Here is an 18,030-nt window from a genome sequence, read left to right as displayed (position 1 = left end):
GAGCAGGTGCCGCTACCTGCGTCGCTTGTTCCTTCAGGCCGCTGCGGGCAACATGTCCGGCCTTAGGATGCTGGCATGAGCCATTCAACGACGAATACCTCCGATGTCCTAGCCCTCGATTCCCTCTTGAGCTCCGAGGAACTGGAGCTTCGCGAGAAGGTACGCGATTTTACGGACCAGCGGATCCGGCCGAACATCGCCCGCTGGTACGAGGACGCAGTGTTCCCGCGGGAACTACCGGCGGAACTCGGCGAACTCGGCGTCCTTGGCATGCATCTGGAGGGCTACGGCTGCCCGGGCCGCACCGCCGTCGAATACGGCCTCGCCGCGATGGAACTCGAGGCCGGCGATTCCGGCATCCGCACCTTCGTGTCCGTCCAAGGTTCCCTGGCCATGACGGCGATCCACAAGTGGGGCAGCGAAGAGCAGAAGGAACAATGGCTCCCGCGCATGGCTGCCGGCGAACTGGTCGGCTGCTTTGCCTTGACGGAGCCGACGGCGGGTTCGGACCCGTCGTCGATGGCCAGCTTTGCCCGCCGTGACGGCGAAGGCTGGGTCCTGAACGGTTCGAAGCGTTGGATCGGGATGGCCTCGATCGCCGACGTCATGGTGGTGTGGGCAAACACAGACGACGGCATCCGGGGCTTCCTGGTTCCGGCTGGCACCCCGGGAGTCACCGTGACTCCCATCGACGCGAAGCTCTCCATGCGTGCCTCGATCCAGTGCAATCTAGTGTTCGACGCCGTCCGGCTGGGTCCGGAGGCCCTCCTCCCGGGCGCACTGGGCCTCCGCGGCCCGTTCTCTTGCCTCAACGAGGCACGCTACGGGATTGTCTGGGGTGCCATGGGCGCCGCCCGAGACTCCTACGAGGCGGCGCGCGAATATGCCGGAAGCCGCATGCAATTCGGCAAACCCTTGGCCGGCTACCAGCTGACCCAGGAGAAGCTCGTGAACATGCTCCTGGAGATTGAGAAGGGAACCCTGCTCGCGCTGCATCTTGGACGGCTCAAGGATGCAGGCAAACTGCGCCCGGAACAGATCTCGCTGGGCAAGCTCAACAATGTGCGGGAGGCAATCGAGATCGCCCGCGACGCCCGTACCATTCTGGGTGGCAACGGCATCACGCTGGACTACCCGCCCTTGCGCCATGCCAACAACCTGGAATCCGTGCGCACCTATGAAGGGACGGACGAGGTACACACCCTGATCCTGGGCCAGCACATCACGGGCATCCCGGCTTTCCGATAGCTTCCTGGGCGCGGGGTCAGGCTCCGACCGGGACGGGTTCCTTCTTCCCCGCATCTTTGCGGATGGTCGCGCTGATGACGGCGGCCACTGTGCACATCGCGGCGGCCCCGATCCATGCATAGGTGTAGTGGCCCGTGGCGTCGCGGATGTAACCCGCCAGCAACGCGGCGGCCGCGGCTCCGAGCTGGTGCGCAGCGAAGACCCAGCCGAAAACCACCGAACCGTCCGCCCCGAACACCTTGCGGCAGATGGCCGCCGTCGGGGGCACAGTGGCTACCCAGTCCAGGCCGTACACCACCACGAACAGGATCATGCTGGGTTGCACGGTGGAGCCCAAAAGCACGGGCAGCACCAGCAGCCCGACCCCACGGAACTGGTAATACACGGCCAGGAGCACCTTGGGATTGAAGCGGTCCGTCAACCAACCGGAAGCGATGGTGCCCACGATGTCGAAGATCCCGACGACGGCCAGCAAGCCCGCCGCCGTGGTTTCCGGCATGCCGTGGTCGTGCGCCGAGGGAATGAAGTGGGTGCCGATCAAGCCGTTGGTGGTGGCACCGCAGATGGCGAAACCGGCAACCAGGGCCCAGAAGGTGCGCACTTTGCTGGCGCGCTTGAGGACCTGCAGTGCCCGCACGGCTGCGTTGGGCGTCTTGGCACCTTCAGCGTTGGCGGATTCCGCAACCGGGGCGGCTCCCGCCGTCGTCGGCTGCTCCTCTTCGGCACCGTAAGGTTGGACCCCGACGTCGGCCGGTGAGTTCTTGAGCCAGCGCAGCACGAGCGGCACTACGGCAAGCGCACCGGCTGCGATCAGCAGCGAGGCGCCGCGCCAGCCCGGGCTCTGCGCGAGCACCGCGATGAAGGGCAGGAACACGAGCTGCCCGGCGGCGCTGCCCGCTGTCAGGATGCCGATCACCAGTCCGCGGTTCTTGGAGAACCACGTGTTGGCGATGGTGGCTGCGAAAACCAGGGCCATGGAGCCGGTACCGAGTCCGATCAGCACACCCCAGGTCAACAGGATTTGCCAGGACTGGTTCACGAACACCGTCAAGGCGGAGCCGAGGCCGATCAGGCAGAGGGCGATCGAGGTCACAGTGCGGATGCCGAAGCGTTCCATGAGCGCGGCAGCGAAGGGCGCCGTGAGGCCGAACAACACCAGGTTGATGCTGACGGCGAGCGACAGCACGGTGGTTGACCAACCGAATTCCTGCTGTAGCGGCACCATGAGGACGCCGGGGGCTGCACGGAATCCGGCTGCGCCCACAAGTGCCAGGAACGCGACGGCGGCCACCATCCAGGCGGGGTGGAGGCGCCGCTTCCGCGGAGCCTTACCGGCTGGTTTGCCGGCGGAAAGTTCGGTGGGATTGGGTGCGGTCATGCGGAGGGCTCCGATTCGTTCGGGAGGTCGCGTGTGGCGGGAGCTGTGGCCAAGGCCAACGGGTGTTCCGATCGCGTGAGGCTATGCCAGCTGGTGTTGGCTGCCGTCAGGCGGGACCCGCAATGGGAGCAAGTATCCGCAGACGCCGTCGGCAGTCCACAACCGTTGTGGATCACGCGCATGTGGGCATTGTCCGTCGGCGCGTCGAGATGCTTTTCGGACCAGATGATGATGGCGTTCAAGACAGGCAAAGCATCTTCGCCCTTGGGGGTAAGGACGTACTCTTGGCGCGTTCGGGCGCCGTCCAGGTAGGGCCGTTGGGCGAGGAGGCCCGCCTCAACGAGCCAAGTCAATCGCTTGCTGAGGACGTTGTCTGCGATCTGGAGACGGGTCTTGATGGCATCGAAGCGGCCGTTGCCGAAGAAGACCTCCCGTAGCACCAGGCTTCCCCAGGGGTCTCCGAGGATATCGAGGCCGCGCGCAAGGCTGCACGTCCGCTCGGACCAATCGGATCGTAAAGGCATGGTTCGAGATTATCTGGCTTTTCTAAAGAAAGCTAGGCTTTATCGCCAGTGGCCTCTGTCCGTGGCCATCAAGAGACCGCACGGTGGCCGGATGGTGTCTTGGAATTTTACCGAGGGTTTATCCAGGGAGCCTAGATTCGCAGGGTCAACCCCGCTTATGAAAGGCACCCTCTTCGATGTCAACGGACACCCCGCAAACGAAGAACCATTCCAACCCTGGAATCTCCCGACGAGGCTTCCTCGGCACCGCCGCCGCAGCCACAGCCCTCGCAGCCACGGGTTCGCTCCTGCCGCCTTCGGTCCAGGCAGCCATGGCCAAACCGGCGGCACCTGGAAGCCTCCAGTCCATCAAGCACGTCATTGTGCTCATGCAGGAGAACCGCTCCTTCGACCACTACTTCGGTTCGCTGCGCGGCGTACGCGGCTACGCAGACAAGTCCATCACCCGGCTGCCCAACGGCCGTTCAATGTTCGAACAGCCCCGCGCCACCGGCGAAAGCGTCTTGCCATTCTCGCTTCGCAAAGCTGCGGAGCTCGCAGGGCGGCCGGATTCGGATATCCAGTACCTGAACGCGCTGGATCACTCTTTCTCGGGTACGACCGCCGCGTGGAACCACGGCTGGTGCGACAAGTGGGTTCCGGCCAAAAGCGCCTCCACCATGACGTTCTACGAGCGCTCGGACATCCCCTTGCAGTACGAGCTCGCTGACACCTTCACGATCTGCGATGCGTACCACTGCTCCGTGAACGGCTCCACCAACCCCAACCGCAACTACCTCTGGAGCGGCACCACCGGGACCGAACCCGGCAGCACCAAGCGTGCTGTGACGAACGCCGCCTACAGCTACGACCATGGCGGCTACAACTGGACCACTTACCCGGAACGCCTGGAACAGGCCGGCGTTTCGTGGCAGATCTACCAGGACTGGGACAACTTCACGGACAACGCGGTCGAATACTTCCAGACATTCAAGGCGATCGGCCACAAAATGCTCGCGTCCGTGGACGGAAACCTACGCACCACGGAGGAGTTCTACGACAAACTCGCGGGAAAGACGCCCGCCGAACAGGACCGCCTCCTCGCCCAGTTGGAACAAGCCCGGCGGCTCCTGAGCGACGCCGAGAAGGCCCTCTTCGACAAGGGCATGCGCCGCGGCCGCCCGGACACCCTCTTGCAGCGCCTCAGTGCGGACATCAGCGCCGGTTCCCTGCCGCAGGTCAGCTGGCTCGTGCCCTCCGCCGCCGATTCCGAGCACCCCAGTTCCTCCACGCCCGTGGGAAGCGCCAACTTCGTCTACCGGCTCCTGGACACTGTTGCCAGCAACCCGGACCTCTGGGCAAGCACCGCCATCTTCCTGAATTTCGACGAGAACGACGGCTACTTCGACCACGTTCCCCCGCCCGTGCAGCCGCGCCCGGAATCCGGCGAATCCACGGACTGGACCACGGCCCTGCCCGTTGGCCTCGGCCCCCGCGTCCCCATGACCGTCGTCTCACCGTGGACCATCGGCGGCTACGTCAGCTCCGAGGTCTTCGACCACACTTCCGTGATCCGCTTCCTGGAACGCTGGACCGGAGTCCAGGAACCGAACATTTCGCCGTGGCGCCGCCAGGTGTGCGGTGACTTGACCGGCGTCTTCAATTTCGACGCCGCGGGCACGCCGCCGGTCTTGGACCACCCGGGTCCGGTTCCCGCCAAGATTTCCCGCTGGCGGCCGAACCCGCCGGCCGTGCAGGTGGCACCCATCCAGGAATCCGGAAGCCGCCCGGCCCGCCCGCTCCCCTACCGGCCACGAACATCCGCTGCGGTGACGGCCAGCGGCCTCACACTGTCGCTGGACAACAACGGCACGCAGTCTGCCCACTTCACCGTTTACGGCTACGCGGGCGAGGTCACCGAACCGCGGCACGTTGACGTGAAAGGCCCTGTCGGCCTGCAATTGCCACTTGCCGGAGGCTCTTTCGACCTGATCGTCACCGGCCCCAACCGCTACCAGTATGAGCTGAAGGGCACGACGGCGGGTGCCGCGGCCGGCGTCGACGTCACCGTCAACGGCCCGCGCGGCCAGAAGGCCGTGGAAATCGAATTGCGCAACAACGGAAGCAAGACCGTTCAGCTGAACATCGCAGCGCTGCAGTATGTCGGGGATGCGGACCAGCAGGTCTTGAAGCCGGGCCAGAAGAAGAAGATCGGGTGGCAGACCCTCCAGGGCTGGTACGACGTCGAAATCACCTCGCCGGACGATCCCTCCTTCCGTCGCCGCCTCACTGGGCGCGAAGAAGATGGCCAGGTGGGCATCTCCGGCTAGGGAAACTCCACTCCTGACCATGTTTGAACGAGGATCGGCCGGGACACGCCGCTGTGATGGCGTGTCCCGGCCGATCCGTTCACCAAAGAAGGTCAGGAATGGATGGGCTTTCAGTCGGTGATGTTGCCGATCGCCTGCTCGAGGTCCGCGATCAAGTCCTCGACGTCCTCGATGCCGCAGGAAAGCCGGATCAGGTTGACCGGCACGGCCAGCTCGGTGCCCTTGACCGAAGCGTGCGTCATCTCCGAGGGGTAGTTCATGAGGGACTCGATGCCGCCCAGGGACTCGGCCAGCGTGAAGACTTGGGTGGATTCGGCGACTTTGCGGGCCGCAGCTTCGCCGCCCTTGAACTGCACGGAAATCATGCCGCCGAACTTCTTCATTTGCTTGGCCGCGAGTTCGTGGCCCGGGTGGGAAGGCAGTCCCGGATACAGCACGGCTTCAACTTCGGGACGCTCCAGCAGCCACTCGGCCACGGCCTGGGCGTTCTCGCTGTGGCGGTCCATGCGCACGCCGAGCGTCTTGAGGCCACGCGTGGTCAGGAACGCATCCATGGGTCCGGACACGGCGCCGACAGCGAACTGCACGAAGCCGATCTTCTCTGCCAGTTCGGCGTCCTTGACCACGATCGCGCCGCCCACCACATCCGAGTGGCCACCGATGTACTTGGTGGTCGAGTGGACCACGACGTCGGCACCCAGGGCGAGCGGGGTCTGCAAGTAGGGAGACGCAAAGGTGTTGTCGACCACGAGGAGGGCACCGGCGTCGTGCGCTACTTTGGCGAGCGCCTCGATATCGGTGATCTTCATCATCGGGTTGGACGGAGTCTCCACCCAGACGATGCGGGTCTTGTTCGCCCCGACGGCTGCGGCAACGGCGTCAAGGTTGGACATGTCCACTGGTGTGTTGCCGATGCCCCACTCGCCGAGCACGCGGTTGATGAGCCGGTACGTTCCGCCGTAGGCGTCGTTCCCGAGGACGATATGGTCGCCGGGGCGGGCAACGGCGCGGATCAGGGAGTCCTCCGCGGCAAGCCCCGAGCTGAAGCTGTAGGCGTGGGTTCCGCCCTCGAGCGCGGCGAGCTGCTCCTGCAGCGCATCGCGGGTGGGGTTTCCGCCGCGTCCATATTCGTAACCGTCGCGCAAACCGCCTATGCCGTCCTGGGCATACGTCGAGCTGAAGTGCAGCGGCGGAACCACGGCGCCGGTGCGCGGTTCGAAGGCCTGGCCGGCGTGGACAGCGCGCGTGTTGAATCCTGCTTCGTTTGCAGACATATGAACTCCTAGTGTCAGTTGCTCAGGTAGGCGAGAAGGTCGTGGCGGGTGAGGATGCCCACGGGGGCTCCGACGAACGTCACCATGACGGTGTCGACGTCGGACAGCAGCTCTCGTGCGGCGGAGATGGTCTCCAGGGATCCGATCACCGGCAGGCGCTCCCCCATGTGCTCGGAGATCTTGTCGGTCAATTTGGCCTCGCCACGGAACAGCTTGGTGGTCAGCGTGCGCTCGTCGACTGCGCCAAGGACCTCGCCCATGACCACGGGCGGTTCCTGCGACAGGACCGGGATGTGCGAGACCCCGAATTCGTTCATGATGTTGATGACATCGCGCACGGTCTCGTTGGGATGGATGTGGACGAGGTCCGGCATCTCACCGGTCTTGGACTTCAATACCTCGCCCACGGAGGCTTCCTCGCCACCTGAGAGGAAGCCGTAGGAGCGCATCCACTTGTCGTTGAAGATCTTCGCCAGGTACCCGCGGCCGGAGTCCGGCAGGATTACGACGACGACGGCTTCCTCGCCAAGGTCTTTGGCCACTTGCAACGCGGCAACCACTGCCATGCCGGAGGAGCCACCCACCAGGAGGCCTTCCTCGCGGGCCAGGCGCCGGGTCATCTCGAAGGAGTCTGCGTCGCTGACGGCAATGACGTCGTCCGGCACGGTCTTGTCGTAGTTGGCCGGCCACATGTCCTCGCCAACGCCCTCCACGAAGTAGGGCCGCCCCGTGCCGCCAGAGTAGACCGAGCCTGCCGGGTCCGCGCCGATGACCTTGACGCGGCCGCCGTCGGACTCTGACCGGTTGGCGGACACATCCTTGAGGTACCTGCCCGTGCCGGTGATGGTGCCGCCCGTACCGGCGCCGATCACGACATGGGTGATTTTCCCGTCGGTGTCGCGCCATATTTCGGGCCCGGTGGTTTCGTAATGGCTGCCGGGGGCTGCGGGATTGGAGAACTGGTCCGGCTTGAAGGCTCCCGGGATCTCGGACACGAGCCGGTCGGAGACGCTGTAGTAGCTTTGCGGGCTGTCCGGGGCCACGGAGGTGGGAGTCACCACAACTTCGGCGCCATACGCCTGGAGTACGGCACGCTTGTCCTCGCCCACTTTGTCCGGGACAACGAAGATGCACTTGTAGCCCTTTTGCTGGGCCACGAGGGCGAGTCCTACGCCCGTGTTGCCCGAGGTGGGTTCCACTATGGTTCCGCCCGGCTTGAGCTTCCCGTCCCGTTCTGCTTCCTCGATCATCTTCACCGCGATGCGGTCCTTGATGGAGCCGCCGGGATTCACATATTCGAGCTTCACCAGAATGGTGGCTTTGATGTCCCCGGTCACGTGGTTGAGCTTGATGAGCGGTGTATTGCCAATGAGGTCCAGGACGGACTGGGCGTACTTCATAGGTACCAAGTTACCGCTTGGTCGGGACTGCTCCGGTGCAGCGGACGCTCAGACCGGTGGCGGGCCGCATCTGCTTCGCTTCTAGCCAAAGGATGGCCTCGCGGGGCAAGCTAGCCGTGACACCCTCCAAGGAAAGGACATGCACCATGGATTGGACCCTCGAAGTGGTTGTGCTCCCTGTGAGTGACATTGACCGTGCCATCGAGTTCTACCGCGACAAGGTGGGCTTCAACCTTGACCACAACACCACCAACGAGCACATGCATGTGGCGCAGCTGACCCCTCCGGGCTCCGGATGTTCGATCGTCGTCGGAGACCTGCCGGCGCAGAATGAGATGGCGCCGGGTTCCATGCGGGGCCTTCAACTTGTGGTCGCGGATGCGCGCGCCGCACGCGAGGAATTGCTGGGCCGCGGCGTCGAGGCCAGCGAAATCACCGTCTTCGACGAGCGCGACGGCGGCACGTTCTTCGGCTTCAGCGATCCGGACGGCAACACGTGGGCGGTGCAGGAACTCAAGGTCCGCGCTGAGAAGCCGCTGATTCCAGCGGAGGCCCGCGGGCGCTTCGGGGAGTAGTTTCGGGGAAAGGGCCGGCCCCGCGTAAAGGGCCGGCCCGGGCAACCCACTCACTCAGCCGGTGCAGTGCCTGCCGCCGAAGAGTCGGTCTGCCAGAGGCCCAGGATGTTGCCTTCGGTGTCCTTGAAATAGGCGTAGTATCCCATGCCCGGAACAGCATCCTTGCCTTTGACCACTGAACCGCCCGCACTCTCGATTTGGCCAAGCGAAGCCTCGATGTCTTCGACATCCACCGTGATGATGGGCGTCTTCAGCTCCTCTGTGCGCGGGAACAATGCACCATTGATGGCCCCGGGCGCGCTCGGCATACCCGTCTGCGGGTCCGAAGGCGTGGTGATTGCGATCGTGTAGTCCATCTCCTGCATGGGGTTGAGCATCCAGCCGAAGGCACCCTGGTAGAAAGTGTTGGCCCGCTCCTTGTCGTCCGCGGGGATTTCAAAATGCACTACACCGGCCATTGGTTCTCCTGAGATTGTCATGGAAGGCGCAGACGCCCCGCGCCACACGTGGAGTCTAGTCGGGTGGGTTTCGCGGCGTAAGGGCTTGAACGCGGCTCTTTTCGAGTGTTGTCAGGTGAGCGTGCGACCATGAATGAATGACCATCGTCGATGTCCCGCCAGCAGCAGCGGCTGCGGCCGACGCGTCCGTGCGATGGCACGCCGGCGGCCCCTTCGACCTTCTCCAGACCCTGGGGATCCTCATGCGCGGCAATGGCGACCCCTCCTTCGCGGCGCGGCAGGACGGCGTGTGGATGGCCTTCACGACGCCGGATGGCCCGGTCACATTGCGACTCACCGCCGCGGGAAACGGCCAGGACAGGCACGTCGATACCCAGGCTTGGGGCGTCGGTGCCGGCTCCGCCATCGCCTCCGTGCCTGCGCTGTTGGGGAGCGGGGACGACTGGTCCGGCTTCGACGAGGCTGCCTTTCACGCCACCCTTCCGCGCATGGTCAGGGAAGCCCGACGCCGGAACCTCGCCGTCCGTTTGCCTACCACCGGCCGTGTGGTGGACTCCCTCGTGCCCACGATTCTTGAGCAAAAGGTCACCACTATCGAGGCCCGTCGGGGCTACCGCTACCTGATGTACCGTTACGGGACCGCAGCGCCAAGCGCGGGCCGCCTTTCGACGTCGGGCCTGCCGTCGGGCCTCCTCGTCCCGCCAACCGCCTCCCAATGGTTGGCCGTTCCTTCATGGGAATGGCACAAGGCCGGCGTGGGTCCCCAGCGTTCGGCGACCGTCATGCGGGCGCTGCGATCCGCCGTCGCGCTTGAACGGCTCGCATCGCTCAGCGCAGCGGAAGCCGGGGCCAAGATGCAGACCATCCCGGGCATTGGTGTCTGGACGGCCGCCGAGGTGGTCCAGCGGACTCATGGCTGCCCGGATTCGATCGCGGTGGGCGACTACCATTTGGCCTCGTACGTCGGCTATGCGCTCACCGGCAGGAAAACGGACGACGCCGGAATGATCGCTCTCCTGGAACCGTGGAGTGGGCACCGGCAGCGGGTAGTCCGGATGCTGGGGCTCAGCGGCTTCCGCAAACCGACATTCGGTCCGCGGATGACCATCCAGGACCACCGAGGGCACTAACGCCACCAACGCGGGGTCACTTACGGCCCATGTTGCTGCCCGACATGGGCCGTAAGTGACCCCGCGTTGGGAGTTTCGCCCGCTTGATCCGGACAATAAGGCCGGCGAACCCTTCGGCCAGGTCATGGGCGTTGGCCTTGAAGTAGGACCAGCCGGCGCTCGTGAAAGCTTCGTCCCTCCGGTTGTCCCGTGTCTGCTGTTCCCGCGTGAGATGCGGTGCGCCGTCGTACTGCACGGCGATCCGGAACCGCCGGTACCCCAGGTCCGCGGACGGCGACCACGGATCGTCCGGATCGAAGCGGAGCTGCAATTCCGGTTCAGGCAATCGCGCATCCAACATTGCGAGCCGCAGGAATGTCTCCGGAAACGAGTCTGCTCCGACCCTCATGTCTTCGAGGGCAAGCCGGGCCTTCTCCACGCCCTTCATATTCGGATGCTGGCGGATCAGGAGGCGCAGCCCTTCCTTGTTCGCGTAGGGCTCCGTCCTTCCTTCAAGGCCCGGCCGGGGCATGCGGATCAACTGGTCGCCCATGGCAATCACGTACCGCAGCGGCAACTGATGCGCCAGGTCAAGCCACGTCCGGGACGGGGAGGACACCGGGATACCGTCTATCTCCGTGACTTCGCCCTGGAGGACACGGACTCGGTGCCCCGTCACTCCGGTCCGGCGGACCCGGGGAAGCTCATGGGGCTTGCTGAGGTGGACCGTCTCTTCGCCGCCCAGCCACGGAGGAAGGCCGAGCCGGGTCAATACCGCGGCGCTCTCGTGGGAGACCCAGGCACCCGGTGTTGCCGCGGCAAGGACCCGCGCCCGTTCGGCAAACGCAAACTCACGACCCGCGGGCAAATAGATCAGCCGGCCGCCGTCGGACACGTCCCTGGCCCGGAGCCGCTTCGGAGCGACGCCAAGCACACGGGATTCATAGACGGTGAAAGGACGGCTACTGATTTCCTTCGGCAGCGGATTGATGCGGACCATGGGATCCAGTTTGTCCGCAATTTGACCCCGGCAAGGAGTTATCCACAGGCTGACTTCCAAGCAAGCCAACGCGGGGTCACTTACGGCCCATGTCGGGCAGCAACATGGGCCGTAAGTGACCCCGCGTTGGAATTAGAGTCCGAGGCGGGCGATCGCTTCTTCGCGCATGTCGATCTTGCGCACTTTGCCGGAGACTGTCATGGGGAAGCTCTCCCGGATGTCCACGTAGCGGGGGATCTTGTAGTGGGCCAATTTCCCGCGGCAGAACTCCTGCACTCCGTCCAAGTCCAACGCTGCTCCCGGTTTGAGGATGATGCAGGCCATCAGTTCCTCGCCGTACTTGGCGTCAGGCACCCCGATGACCTGGACATCCTGGATCGCGGGATGCCGGTACAGGAACTCCTCGATTTCGCGGGGATAGATGTTCTCTCCTCCGCGGATGACCATGTCCTTCATGCGGCCTTCGATCACGATAAAGCCGTCGGGGTCCATCCGGGCGAGGTCCCCCGTGTGCATCCAGCCGTCGTCGTCGATTGCCTCGGCTGTCTTCTCCGGCTGGCCCCAATACCCGTCCATCACGGCGTAGCCGCGCGTGCACAGCTCGCCGATTCCTCCGCGTTCCAGGGTTTCGCCGGTGCCCGGATCCACGATCTTGGACTCGAGCCGGGGCATCGTGCGCCCTACAGTCGTGGTCCTCTGCTCAATGGTGTCCGCCGCGAGGGTCATGGTGGACACGGGCGAAGTCTCGGTCATTCCGTAGCAAATGGCCACGTCCCGCATGTTCATCTCCCCGATGACACGCTCCATGACCTCGATGGGGCACAGTGAGCCGGCCATGACGCCGGTACGCAGCGTGGAGAGGTCATAGGACGCGAAATCGGGCAAAGCCAACTCGGCGATGAACATAGTGGGTACTCCGTACAGCGAGGTTCCGCCAAAATCCTGAACCGCTTCCAGGGCGGCGGCCGGGGTGAATCCGCGGCCCGGAATGATCGTGGCAGCACCGAAGCTCAACGCGTTCAGGTTCCCGATCACCATGCCGAAACAGTGGTAGAACGGCACCGGCAAGACCACACGGTCGCGTTCCGTGTACCCCAACAGCCTGCCGATCTGGTTGCCGTTGTTGAGGATGTTGTGGTGGGTCAACGTGGCGCCCTTGGGGAATCCCGTGGTGCCGGAAGTGTATTGCAGATTGATGGGATCGTGCGGGTCCAGTTCCGCCATGCGCGCCTTGAGCGCTGAGGGCGCGACGTCGTCCGCCCGCTTGAGCAGCTCGGCGAACGTCAGCTCGGCGTCAGTTTGCGGCTCGCCTGCGTTGAGCATGTCCAGTCCCAGATCGGGAAGGAACACGAGCTCCCGAAGCTCCGGGCAGCCGGCCAAGGCCTCCCGGGCAATGGCCACATAGTCGCTGTTCTTATCCGATGGCGCCGCCACCAGCATCCGCATGCCGTTCTGGCGGACCACGAATTGGAGTTCGTGGCTGCGATACGCCGGGTTAACGTTGACCAGGATCGCCCCCACCTTAGCCGTCGCGTATTGCAGGATGGTCCACTCGGCGCAGTTCGGGCTCCAGATGCCCACCCTGTCACCCTTGGCGACGCCCACGGCGAGGAGCGCACGCGCGAGGCGATCGACGTCGTCGTTCAGTTTTTCGTAGCTCCAGCGCCGGGCCTCATCGCCGGGCACCACGGCGGCTTCGATGAGCGCGTCCCGCAACGGAAACCGCGCCGCGACGCGTTCAAAGTTGGCGCCGATGGTCTCTTCAAGCAGCGGGACGTCAGTGTCCCCGGCTGTGTAGGAAAGCATGAACGCACGCTACCAACTCCGCCGGTCCAAGAGAAGACTTTTGCTTGGAAGTCCTACAAAATATTTCAGGGGCTTGCCGGGCCAGCCGGTAATGTGAATCCCATGAGTGCACCCATTGACCTGCAGGCCACGTTCATTCCCAACGACGGCGAATTCTTCCGCGTGAAACTCGCGTTGGAAATCGCGATCGACGAAGTAGTGAACGAACCCGGCTGCATCCGCTACGAGCTCACCGAAGCCAACGAGGACAAGCTGGTCCTGACTGAACAGTGGGCCTCGGAGGAACACCTCGACATCCATTCCAAGGGCATCGCCGTTCAGGACCTCAACGAATCCCTCAGTGCGCTGCTGGCGGAGCCGGTGAAGCTCGAGCGCCTCTAACTAGCATCGGCTGTTGCCCACTGGAAAGTGGGCAACAGCCGATGGCGTTTGCTAGGAGTTTTCGGCGCGCTGCTTTGCGATGTGCGCGTGAACCTCGTCCATGTCGAGCCCCTTGACGGCCTCGATGACCTGCTCGAGCTGGGGTCCGTTCAGTGCGCCCGGCTGGGAGAACACGAGGACCTTTTCGCGGAAGGCCATGAGCGTGGGGATCGAGGAGATGCCGGCTTCGGCGGCGAGCTGCTGCTCGGCCTCGGTGTCCACCTTGGCGAAGAAGACATCGTCATGCTTCTCGGAAGCGGCTTGGTATGTGGGGGCAAACTGCCTGCAAGGGCCGCACCACGCAGCCCAGAAGTCCACGAGGACAATGTCATTGCCCTCGATGGTCGATGCGAACTGCTCGCCGGTGATGTCAACTGTAGCCATGCTTCCACGGTACGCGACGGCGCCGCCTAAGTCGCCCTTGTTCGCTACCCGGCAAACCGGGAATAAAGCACGACGGCGGCCGGCTGGCTTGGGCCCGACCGGCACCTTCGGCTAGTGCCAGAGGTGAGGGGCGGCCTTCCGGGCGCCGGGGAGGGCGTTGTTCTCACGCCACTCGTGGATCCATTCCGGAAGCTCGAGGTCTGCGGGCGGCTCGCCGAACTCGGCCAGGATTTCCTCCTGGCTCACCGGCCGGCCGTTGGCGACAAGCCGGGTGGCAATGTGCGCGCGGGCGTAGATCTCGCCGTCCACCACCATTCGTTGTTCAAAGTAGATCGCTTTGGAATCGAGCCCGATGATCCTAGACTCGATGGTGTACTGCTGCCAGAGCTGCAACGACTTCCGGAACGCGATCGTCTCGCCGGCGGCCACGGGGCTCCAGCGGCGTCTGCGCATCTTTTGCCAGATCCCCGCGCGCACCATGAGGTCGAAGCGCCCAAGGTCCATCAGCGAGAAATACATGCCGTTGTTGACATGCATTGCAATGTCGATGTCCGTGGGCAGTACACGCATGGGCAAGGAGGACGTGCCCCAAACGTTGAGCCGGCTCCGCCTGGACGAGGTGAACAAGAGCAAGAGGGTTCGGAGAAGCAAATGCATAACCGCCATGTTACTCCGCAGTAACATCCTGGGACAGCTTCGTTTTGTGTGTCGCTACATGGCATGTCGTTTACCGCCGGTTCACATGCCGCGGGAAGAATGTCTGAAAACAAATTGCAGGAAGCACCAAGGAGATCCCGTGAGCACCACCCAAACCATCAGGGCACACGCAGATGTGTGGCCGGAACTTCCGCTCCACCAGGAGCTGGTGTTGCAGGACACCCGCGGCAACAGGATCGTAGGCACCTTGGACGGCATGACGGACGATCGCAGCACGCTCTGGATCCAGTTGTCCGGAGGCCTGGGCCGGCAACTCGTGCACCACCAGGACGGATACTGGCTGGAGCCGGGCAGCGCGAGCTAAGCCGGGCCTGGCGTGGCGCCGCCGGTGAGCACGCGCCGTCGTGCGCCTCCGAGAGGCCAGCGACACGGAAAATTCCGCGGGACACCCGAAATCCCTGTCGACACCCGAATCCAGGCGTCGAGAATCCACGAGCGCCTCGCAGGCGATTTTCCGCGTCGAACGGCCCACCCAAGAAGACACGGACATACAAAAAATCCCCGGAACCATATGGTTCCGGGGATTTAATTTTGTGGCAGATGAGGGATTCGAACCCCCGTAGGCGTTGCCAGCTGATTTACAGTGATTTCACCGCTGTGATCGGCTGGCATCGCCGGTTGCTTTTGGTGCGGAATCTAGGCAATTTTCCCACCTCCGGGCTTACCGGTGTGGTGGGTCATATCCGCTAGTGCGTGGGGGTGCGTGCTCACAGGGTGATCACCTCAGTGATCGAAACGCTGCCCTATGCAGGAGTTAGCTCACGAGCCGAAGAACGGATACTGCTGTCCGTTCCTACGGTTACCGACAAGAACCCACTGATGCTCGGTTGAATCTTGCGGAGCCTCTCAACAAGTTCCGAGCGAACATGGTAGGTCTTGTTCAGTTCGTCAAACGGAATTTTTGCCGTCAGTCTCAGAACTTCAATCCCGATAACCACGCGGAACTCATCTAGATCCACAAGCACGTGCTCAGCTATCTCAACGGTTTCCTTAACCGGAGCGTCCAGCAAAGCGATGTACGCCGCGTCTGCCTTGTAGTCCACTTCCACGCGGATGCTGTAGTCGTTCATGATCTCGACTCCTTTCAGGCCATCTACGATTTCCAGTAGGCTGTCACTACGTCGATTGTAGCTTGGCTTCCCACAGTATCTGACAAACATACCTGCAAGGTACGACCGTCTGGCACGGTACCGATATAACAAACTGGCGCCGATTTACCCGGCACTGAAGTATTCCAATGCTCAAGAGCGGCGCGCACGTCTTCTTCAGTAATCCCACGCCGCCGCATCTGGTTACGAGCGTGGGATGAGAAGTTGAGCTTCACGAGCCTTCGCTGCCCGACGCTAGGTCGAAGGCAAGCCGTCTGACCTGAACGCCATCCAACTCGATTACCACTTCATACAGCCCCTCAGCCATCAGAGGAACGCCGAGACCTACGGCAAATGTCAGGCCGATCTTGCCGTCATAAGGGCGAGCTGGCTGGGTCGACAATGTTGAGTCCACGCCTATTTCCAGGCCTTCAGCTGGCGAGCGGAACTTGATCGACAGTGTGGGTGCCGGTTCCGACTCTGCAATGCGCACCCTTCCGGCCACGTAAAGCAGGTGATTGACCGGAAGTGTTTGCGCCAGAACATGCGTGTAGCTAGCACCGACCACCGTGAGTTGGTTGTTTTCCACCTTGGCAAATTCAGCCAGGAATGCGTAGTCCAGTTCAGCCATGGTTGAAGACTACATAATCGCCGGCCGTCCCGCCTGCACCGTCTCACCGGCTTGCCTCCGGTTTCCGCCTCACATGGACGCTGGCGCCGCCTTCTTCCTGAAGTCCTCCACGTCAGACCATGGGATCCGCGTCGGGGAAGTGCGCCCGCCCTTACCGGTCTTGTATGCGTTCGGGAATGCGCCTTGCCTGGCGAGGAGGCGAACTGTCTCCGGGTGGAGATTCAGAAACTCGGCCACGTGCTTTATCTTTGCGTCTGGGCGCCCCGTGAGAATTGCCATGCTCCCGAAGCTACAACGGAATGCAGCCAGCCCCAGTTATTGGTTCAAGTTTCCGCGGGTTCTTGGGGCTAGTTTCCGCAAGTTCCCATTTCGAGTTACCTCAAGTTGGTCTTGCCGAAAATGAATTGCACGCTCCAGCTATTAAATAGGCGCTCCTGCCCCTATGATCATGCTCATGAAACCAATATTGGGGGTAGCCGGTCATGAGTGAAAAACCGAGCCCGTCAGCCGTATACGTCGCCTTTGGAACGCTCGCGGTCATCGCAGGCGGAACCATGACCCCAATCGGGGCCGTCATGAACGCAACTGAAGTGGTCGTCAAATACGCAGACCCTAAGTACCCTGGCATGGCCCTGCTGGTCTTGGGTGGGATCTTGCTTGTCCTCGGCGCCGTCATGCTGGTCATCGGCCTCTACAGTCTCGCGGCCGGCGTCGACTATCTCGTAGCCAAAGCCCCGGTAGATGCACCTACGGTAGATGCGCCCACGGAAGATGCCTCCACCGAAGCCTCGTAGCGGGATCCGGTAGGCACGAAAGCAGCCCCCGGCCGTGGTCTGCGGGGCGAGTAGGAAGCCGCCAAGACCATCTCAGACTCCCTGGGCGGGCTCGTGGAGCACTACCAAACTACTTCCGATTCACGGCGGCCTGCGCTTTTTGCAAGGCCATCTCCGTCGTCCAGACGTGTTCCGCGCCGGTCTGGGTTTTCCACAGGATCCGGTATGTGAGATTCAAGGTAGCCCCGGGCGAGCCCAAGAATCCGGCCGCGAGGTTCCGTTCCCATTTTTCCGCCGCAGCCGCTTCCGCTTCGACCCATCGCGTCCCGAGATCAATCTCCACAGCCCCGCCATGCGGAAGGTCAACAGGTTTAGTGTCCTCTCGAACGCCATCTCCGCGCAGCATCACAATTACGCTGTACGCAACGTCGGCGCCGGAATTGGTCGCTTTCCACGGCCCGCCACCTTGGCCGTCATACACGGTCCAGACAACATCATTTCGTTCCACCGAACGCGCATTGCTGAGCTCGGCAAGATCGGCTGTGCGTTTCGCTTCGGCTGCCGATTCCTCTGCGGCCTTCGTGGCTCGGCGAGCAACTGCCAGAGCCTCATCGGCAGTCTGGTTGGCTTTCTCGGCGCTGGCTGCCTGGCGTTTGGCCGCCACGAGAGCGTCTGCCGCTGTTTTGTTCGCCTTCCCGGCACGCCAAAATCCGAGTATCCCAAAGACCAGGGCAGCTATCGACGCTGTCCAAGTAGCGATGTCACCCCACTGAATCTGCATTGACTGATACTACCGGGGGATGATTCAAAGAAAGAGGGACGCCGGGCTCGTGCCACACAGCGTCCCTCGTCTAATCCTTGGCGGGAATCGAACCCGCGACCAACCCTTAGGCAAAGGGCCGCTCTATCCCCTGAGCTACAAGGCCATGCCATTCA

Annotated in this window: 21 protein-coding genes and 1 tRNA gene; 7 read left to right on the top strand and 15 right to left on the bottom strand. The window is 63.2% G+C overall.

Going from position 1 to position 18,030, the window contains the following annotated elements:
- The first annotated feature begins 75 nt into the window (after positions 1 to 75).
- Positions 76 to 1,248, top strand: a complete 1,173-nt coding sequence (locus tag ACFVTG_RS04935) for an acyl-CoA dehydrogenase family protein (RefSeq protein WP_390278611.1) — start codon at positions 76 to 78, stop codon at positions 1,246 to 1,248.
- Between the two features lie 16 nt (positions 1,249 to 1,264).
- Here the strand turns inward: ACFVTG_RS04935 and ACFVTG_RS04930 are convergent, their stop codons facing one another.
- On the bottom strand, positions 1,265 to 2,626 hold the full coding sequence (locus tag ACFVTG_RS04930; RefSeq protein ID WP_284753348.1) for an MFS transporter: 1,362 nt from the start codon (positions 2,624 to 2,626) through the stop codon (positions 1,265 to 1,267).
- A complete protein-coding gene (locus tag ACFVTG_RS04925; protein WP_390278607.1) occupies positions 2,623 to 3,150 on the bottom strand; it encodes a winged helix-turn-helix transcriptional regulator in 528 nt (175 codons plus the stop codon). The genes ACFVTG_RS04930 and ACFVTG_RS04925 overlap by 4 nt, the downstream gene beginning before the upstream one ends.
- A gap of 176 nt (positions 3,151 to 3,326) precedes the next feature.
- Here ACFVTG_RS04925 and ACFVTG_RS04920 point away from each other — a divergent pair, with 176 nt between their 5' ends.
- Positions 3,327 to 5,459 carry a phosphocholine-specific phospholipase C gene (locus tag ACFVTG_RS04920; protein ID WP_390278605.1) on the top strand — a complete coding sequence of 711 codons (2,133 nt, stop codon included), beginning with the start codon at positions 3,327 to 3,329 and terminating at the stop codon, positions 5,457 to 5,459.
- 110 nt (positions 5,460 to 5,569) lie between these two features.
- Here ACFVTG_RS04920 and ACFVTG_RS04915 read toward each other — a convergent pair whose 3' ends face one another.
- Positions 5,570 to 6,733 (bottom strand): cystathionine gamma-synthase, encoded by a 1,164-nt coding sequence (locus ACFVTG_RS04915; protein ID WP_390278603.1) that lies wholly within the window; start codon positions 6,731 to 6,733, stop codon positions 5,570 to 5,572.
- Positions 6,734 to 6,747: 14 nt separating this feature from the next.
- Positions 6,748 to 8,133, bottom strand: coding sequence for a cystathionine beta-synthase (locus ACFVTG_RS04910; RefSeq protein WP_284753342.1), 1,386 nt, complete (start codon positions 8,131 to 8,133; stop codon positions 6,748 to 6,750).
- 146 nt (positions 8,134 to 8,279) lie between these two features.
- Between ACFVTG_RS04910 and ACFVTG_RS04905 the strand changes: the two genes are divergently transcribed.
- Positions 8,280 to 8,708 carry a VOC family protein gene (locus ACFVTG_RS04905; RefSeq protein WP_366176323.1) on the top strand — a complete coding sequence of 143 codons (429 nt, stop codon included), beginning with the start codon at positions 8,280 to 8,282 and terminating at the stop codon, positions 8,706 to 8,708.
- Positions 8,709 to 8,758: 50 nt separating this feature from the next.
- Here the strand turns inward: ACFVTG_RS04905 and ACFVTG_RS04900 are convergent, their stop codons facing one another.
- Positions 8,759 to 9,166, bottom strand: a complete 408-nt coding sequence (locus ACFVTG_RS04900; protein ID WP_284753340.1) for a VOC family protein — start codon at positions 9,164 to 9,166, stop codon at positions 8,759 to 8,761.
- A gap of 137 nt (positions 9,167 to 9,303) precedes the next feature.
- Here ACFVTG_RS04900 and ACFVTG_RS04895 point away from each other — a divergent pair, with 137 nt between their 5' ends.
- Positions 9,304 to 10,296: a DNA-3-methyladenine glycosylase family protein gene (locus ACFVTG_RS04895; protein ID WP_390278600.1), complete on the top strand. Its 993-nt coding sequence runs from the start codon at positions 9,304 to 9,306 to the stop codon at positions 10,294 to 10,296.
- 16 nt (positions 10,297 to 10,312) lie between these two features.
- On the opposite strand, the gene ACFVTG_RS04890 is transcribed toward ACFVTG_RS04895, so the two are convergent.
- Together ACFVTG_RS04890 and ACFVTG_RS04885 are read right to left on the bottom strand one after the other, a co-directional pair.
- The gene (locus tag ACFVTG_RS04890; RefSeq protein ID WP_390278598.1) at positions 10,313 to 11,275 is read right to left on the bottom strand and encodes a hypothetical protein; all 963 of its coding nucleotides are present in this window, start codon (positions 11,273 to 11,275) and stop codon (positions 10,313 to 10,315) included.
- A gap of 132 nt (positions 11,276 to 11,407) precedes the next feature.
- Positions 11,408 to 13,081, bottom strand: a complete 1,674-nt coding sequence (locus ACFVTG_RS04885; protein ID WP_390278596.1) for an AMP-binding protein — start codon at positions 13,079 to 13,081, stop codon at positions 11,408 to 11,410.
- 102 nt (positions 13,082 to 13,183) lie between these two features.
- On the opposite strand from ACFVTG_RS04885, the gene ACFVTG_RS04880 reads away from it, so the two are divergent.
- Positions 13,184 to 13,462 carry a putative quinol monooxygenase gene (locus ACFVTG_RS04880; RefSeq protein WP_284753335.1) on the top strand — a complete coding sequence of 93 codons (279 nt, stop codon included), beginning with the start codon at positions 13,184 to 13,186 and terminating at the stop codon, positions 13,460 to 13,462.
- Positions 13,463 to 13,513: 51 nt separating this feature from the next.
- Here the strand turns inward: ACFVTG_RS04880 and ACFVTG_RS04875 are convergent, their stop codons facing one another.
- Both ACFVTG_RS04875 and ACFVTG_RS04870 read right to left on the bottom strand, forming a co-directional pair.
- Positions 13,514 to 13,885, bottom strand: a complete 372-nt coding sequence (locus tag ACFVTG_RS04875) for a co-chaperone YbbN (protein ID WP_059387274.1) — start codon at positions 13,883 to 13,885, stop codon at positions 13,514 to 13,516.
- A gap of 111 nt (positions 13,886 to 13,996) precedes the next feature.
- The gene (locus ACFVTG_RS04870) at positions 13,997 to 14,542 is read right to left on the bottom strand and encodes an acyl-CoA thioesterase (RefSeq protein ID WP_390278593.1); all 546 of its coding nucleotides are present in this window, start codon (positions 14,540 to 14,542) and stop codon (positions 13,997 to 13,999) included.
- Positions 14,543 to 14,681: 139 nt separating this feature from the next.
- On the opposite strand from ACFVTG_RS04870, the gene ACFVTG_RS04865 reads away from it, so the two are divergent.
- Complete coding sequence (locus ACFVTG_RS04865; RefSeq protein WP_390278592.1) at positions 14,682 to 14,906, top strand: hypothetical protein; 225 nt, start codon at positions 14,682 to 14,684, stop codon at positions 14,904 to 14,906.
- Between the two features lie 439 nt (positions 14,907 to 15,345).
- On the opposite strand, the gene ACFVTG_RS04860 is transcribed toward ACFVTG_RS04865, so the two are convergent.
- The 4 genes from ACFVTG_RS04860 to ACFVTG_RS04845 form a co-directional block, all read right to left on the bottom strand.
- Positions 15,346 to 15,672 (bottom strand): DUF2283 domain-containing protein, encoded by a 327-nt coding sequence (locus tag ACFVTG_RS04860; protein ID WP_390278591.1) that lies wholly within the window; start codon positions 15,670 to 15,672, stop codon positions 15,346 to 15,348.
- A gap of 23 nt (positions 15,673 to 15,695) precedes the next feature.
- Positions 15,696 to 15,926, bottom strand: coding sequence for a DUF4258 domain-containing protein (locus tag ACFVTG_RS04855; RefSeq protein ID WP_390278590.1), 231 nt, complete (start codon positions 15,924 to 15,926; stop codon positions 15,696 to 15,698).
- Positions 15,923 to 16,321: a DUF6941 family protein gene (locus ACFVTG_RS04850; protein ID WP_390278588.1), complete on the bottom strand. Its 399-nt coding sequence runs from the start codon at positions 16,319 to 16,321 to the stop codon at positions 15,923 to 15,925. Before ACFVTG_RS04850 ends, ACFVTG_RS04855 begins: the two co-directional genes overlap by 4 nt.
- A gap of 69 nt (positions 16,322 to 16,390) precedes the next feature.
- Positions 16,391 to 16,600, bottom strand: a complete 210-nt coding sequence (locus tag ACFVTG_RS04845; RefSeq protein WP_390278586.1) for a helix-turn-helix domain-containing protein — start codon at positions 16,598 to 16,600, stop codon at positions 16,391 to 16,393.
- Between the two features lie 203 nt (positions 16,601 to 16,803).
- On the opposite strand from ACFVTG_RS04845, the gene ACFVTG_RS04840 reads away from it, so the two are divergent.
- The gene (locus ACFVTG_RS04840) at positions 16,804 to 17,115 is read left to right on the top strand and encodes a hypothetical protein (RefSeq protein WP_390278584.1); all 312 of its coding nucleotides are present in this window, start codon (positions 16,804 to 16,806) and stop codon (positions 17,113 to 17,115) included.
- Between the two features lie 109 nt (positions 17,116 to 17,224).
- On the opposite strand, the gene ACFVTG_RS04835 is transcribed toward ACFVTG_RS04840, so the two are convergent.
- On the bottom strand, positions 17,225 to 17,875 hold the full coding sequence (locus ACFVTG_RS04835; RefSeq protein WP_390278582.1) for a hypothetical protein: 651 nt from the start codon (positions 17,873 to 17,875) through the stop codon (positions 17,225 to 17,227).
- A gap of 71 nt (positions 17,876 to 17,946) precedes the next feature.
- A tRNA-Gly gene (locus ACFVTG_RS04830) sits at positions 17,947 to 18,020 on the bottom strand.
- Positions 18,021 to 18,030 lie beyond the last annotated feature (10 nt).

The sequence above is a fragment of the Arthrobacter sp. NPDC058127 genome (assembly GCF_042884555.1).
Taxonomy (GTDB): domain Bacteria; phylum Actinomycetota; class Actinomycetes; order Actinomycetales; family Micrococcaceae; genus Arthrobacter.
This window is presented reverse-complemented; position numbering and strand designations above follow the sequence as displayed.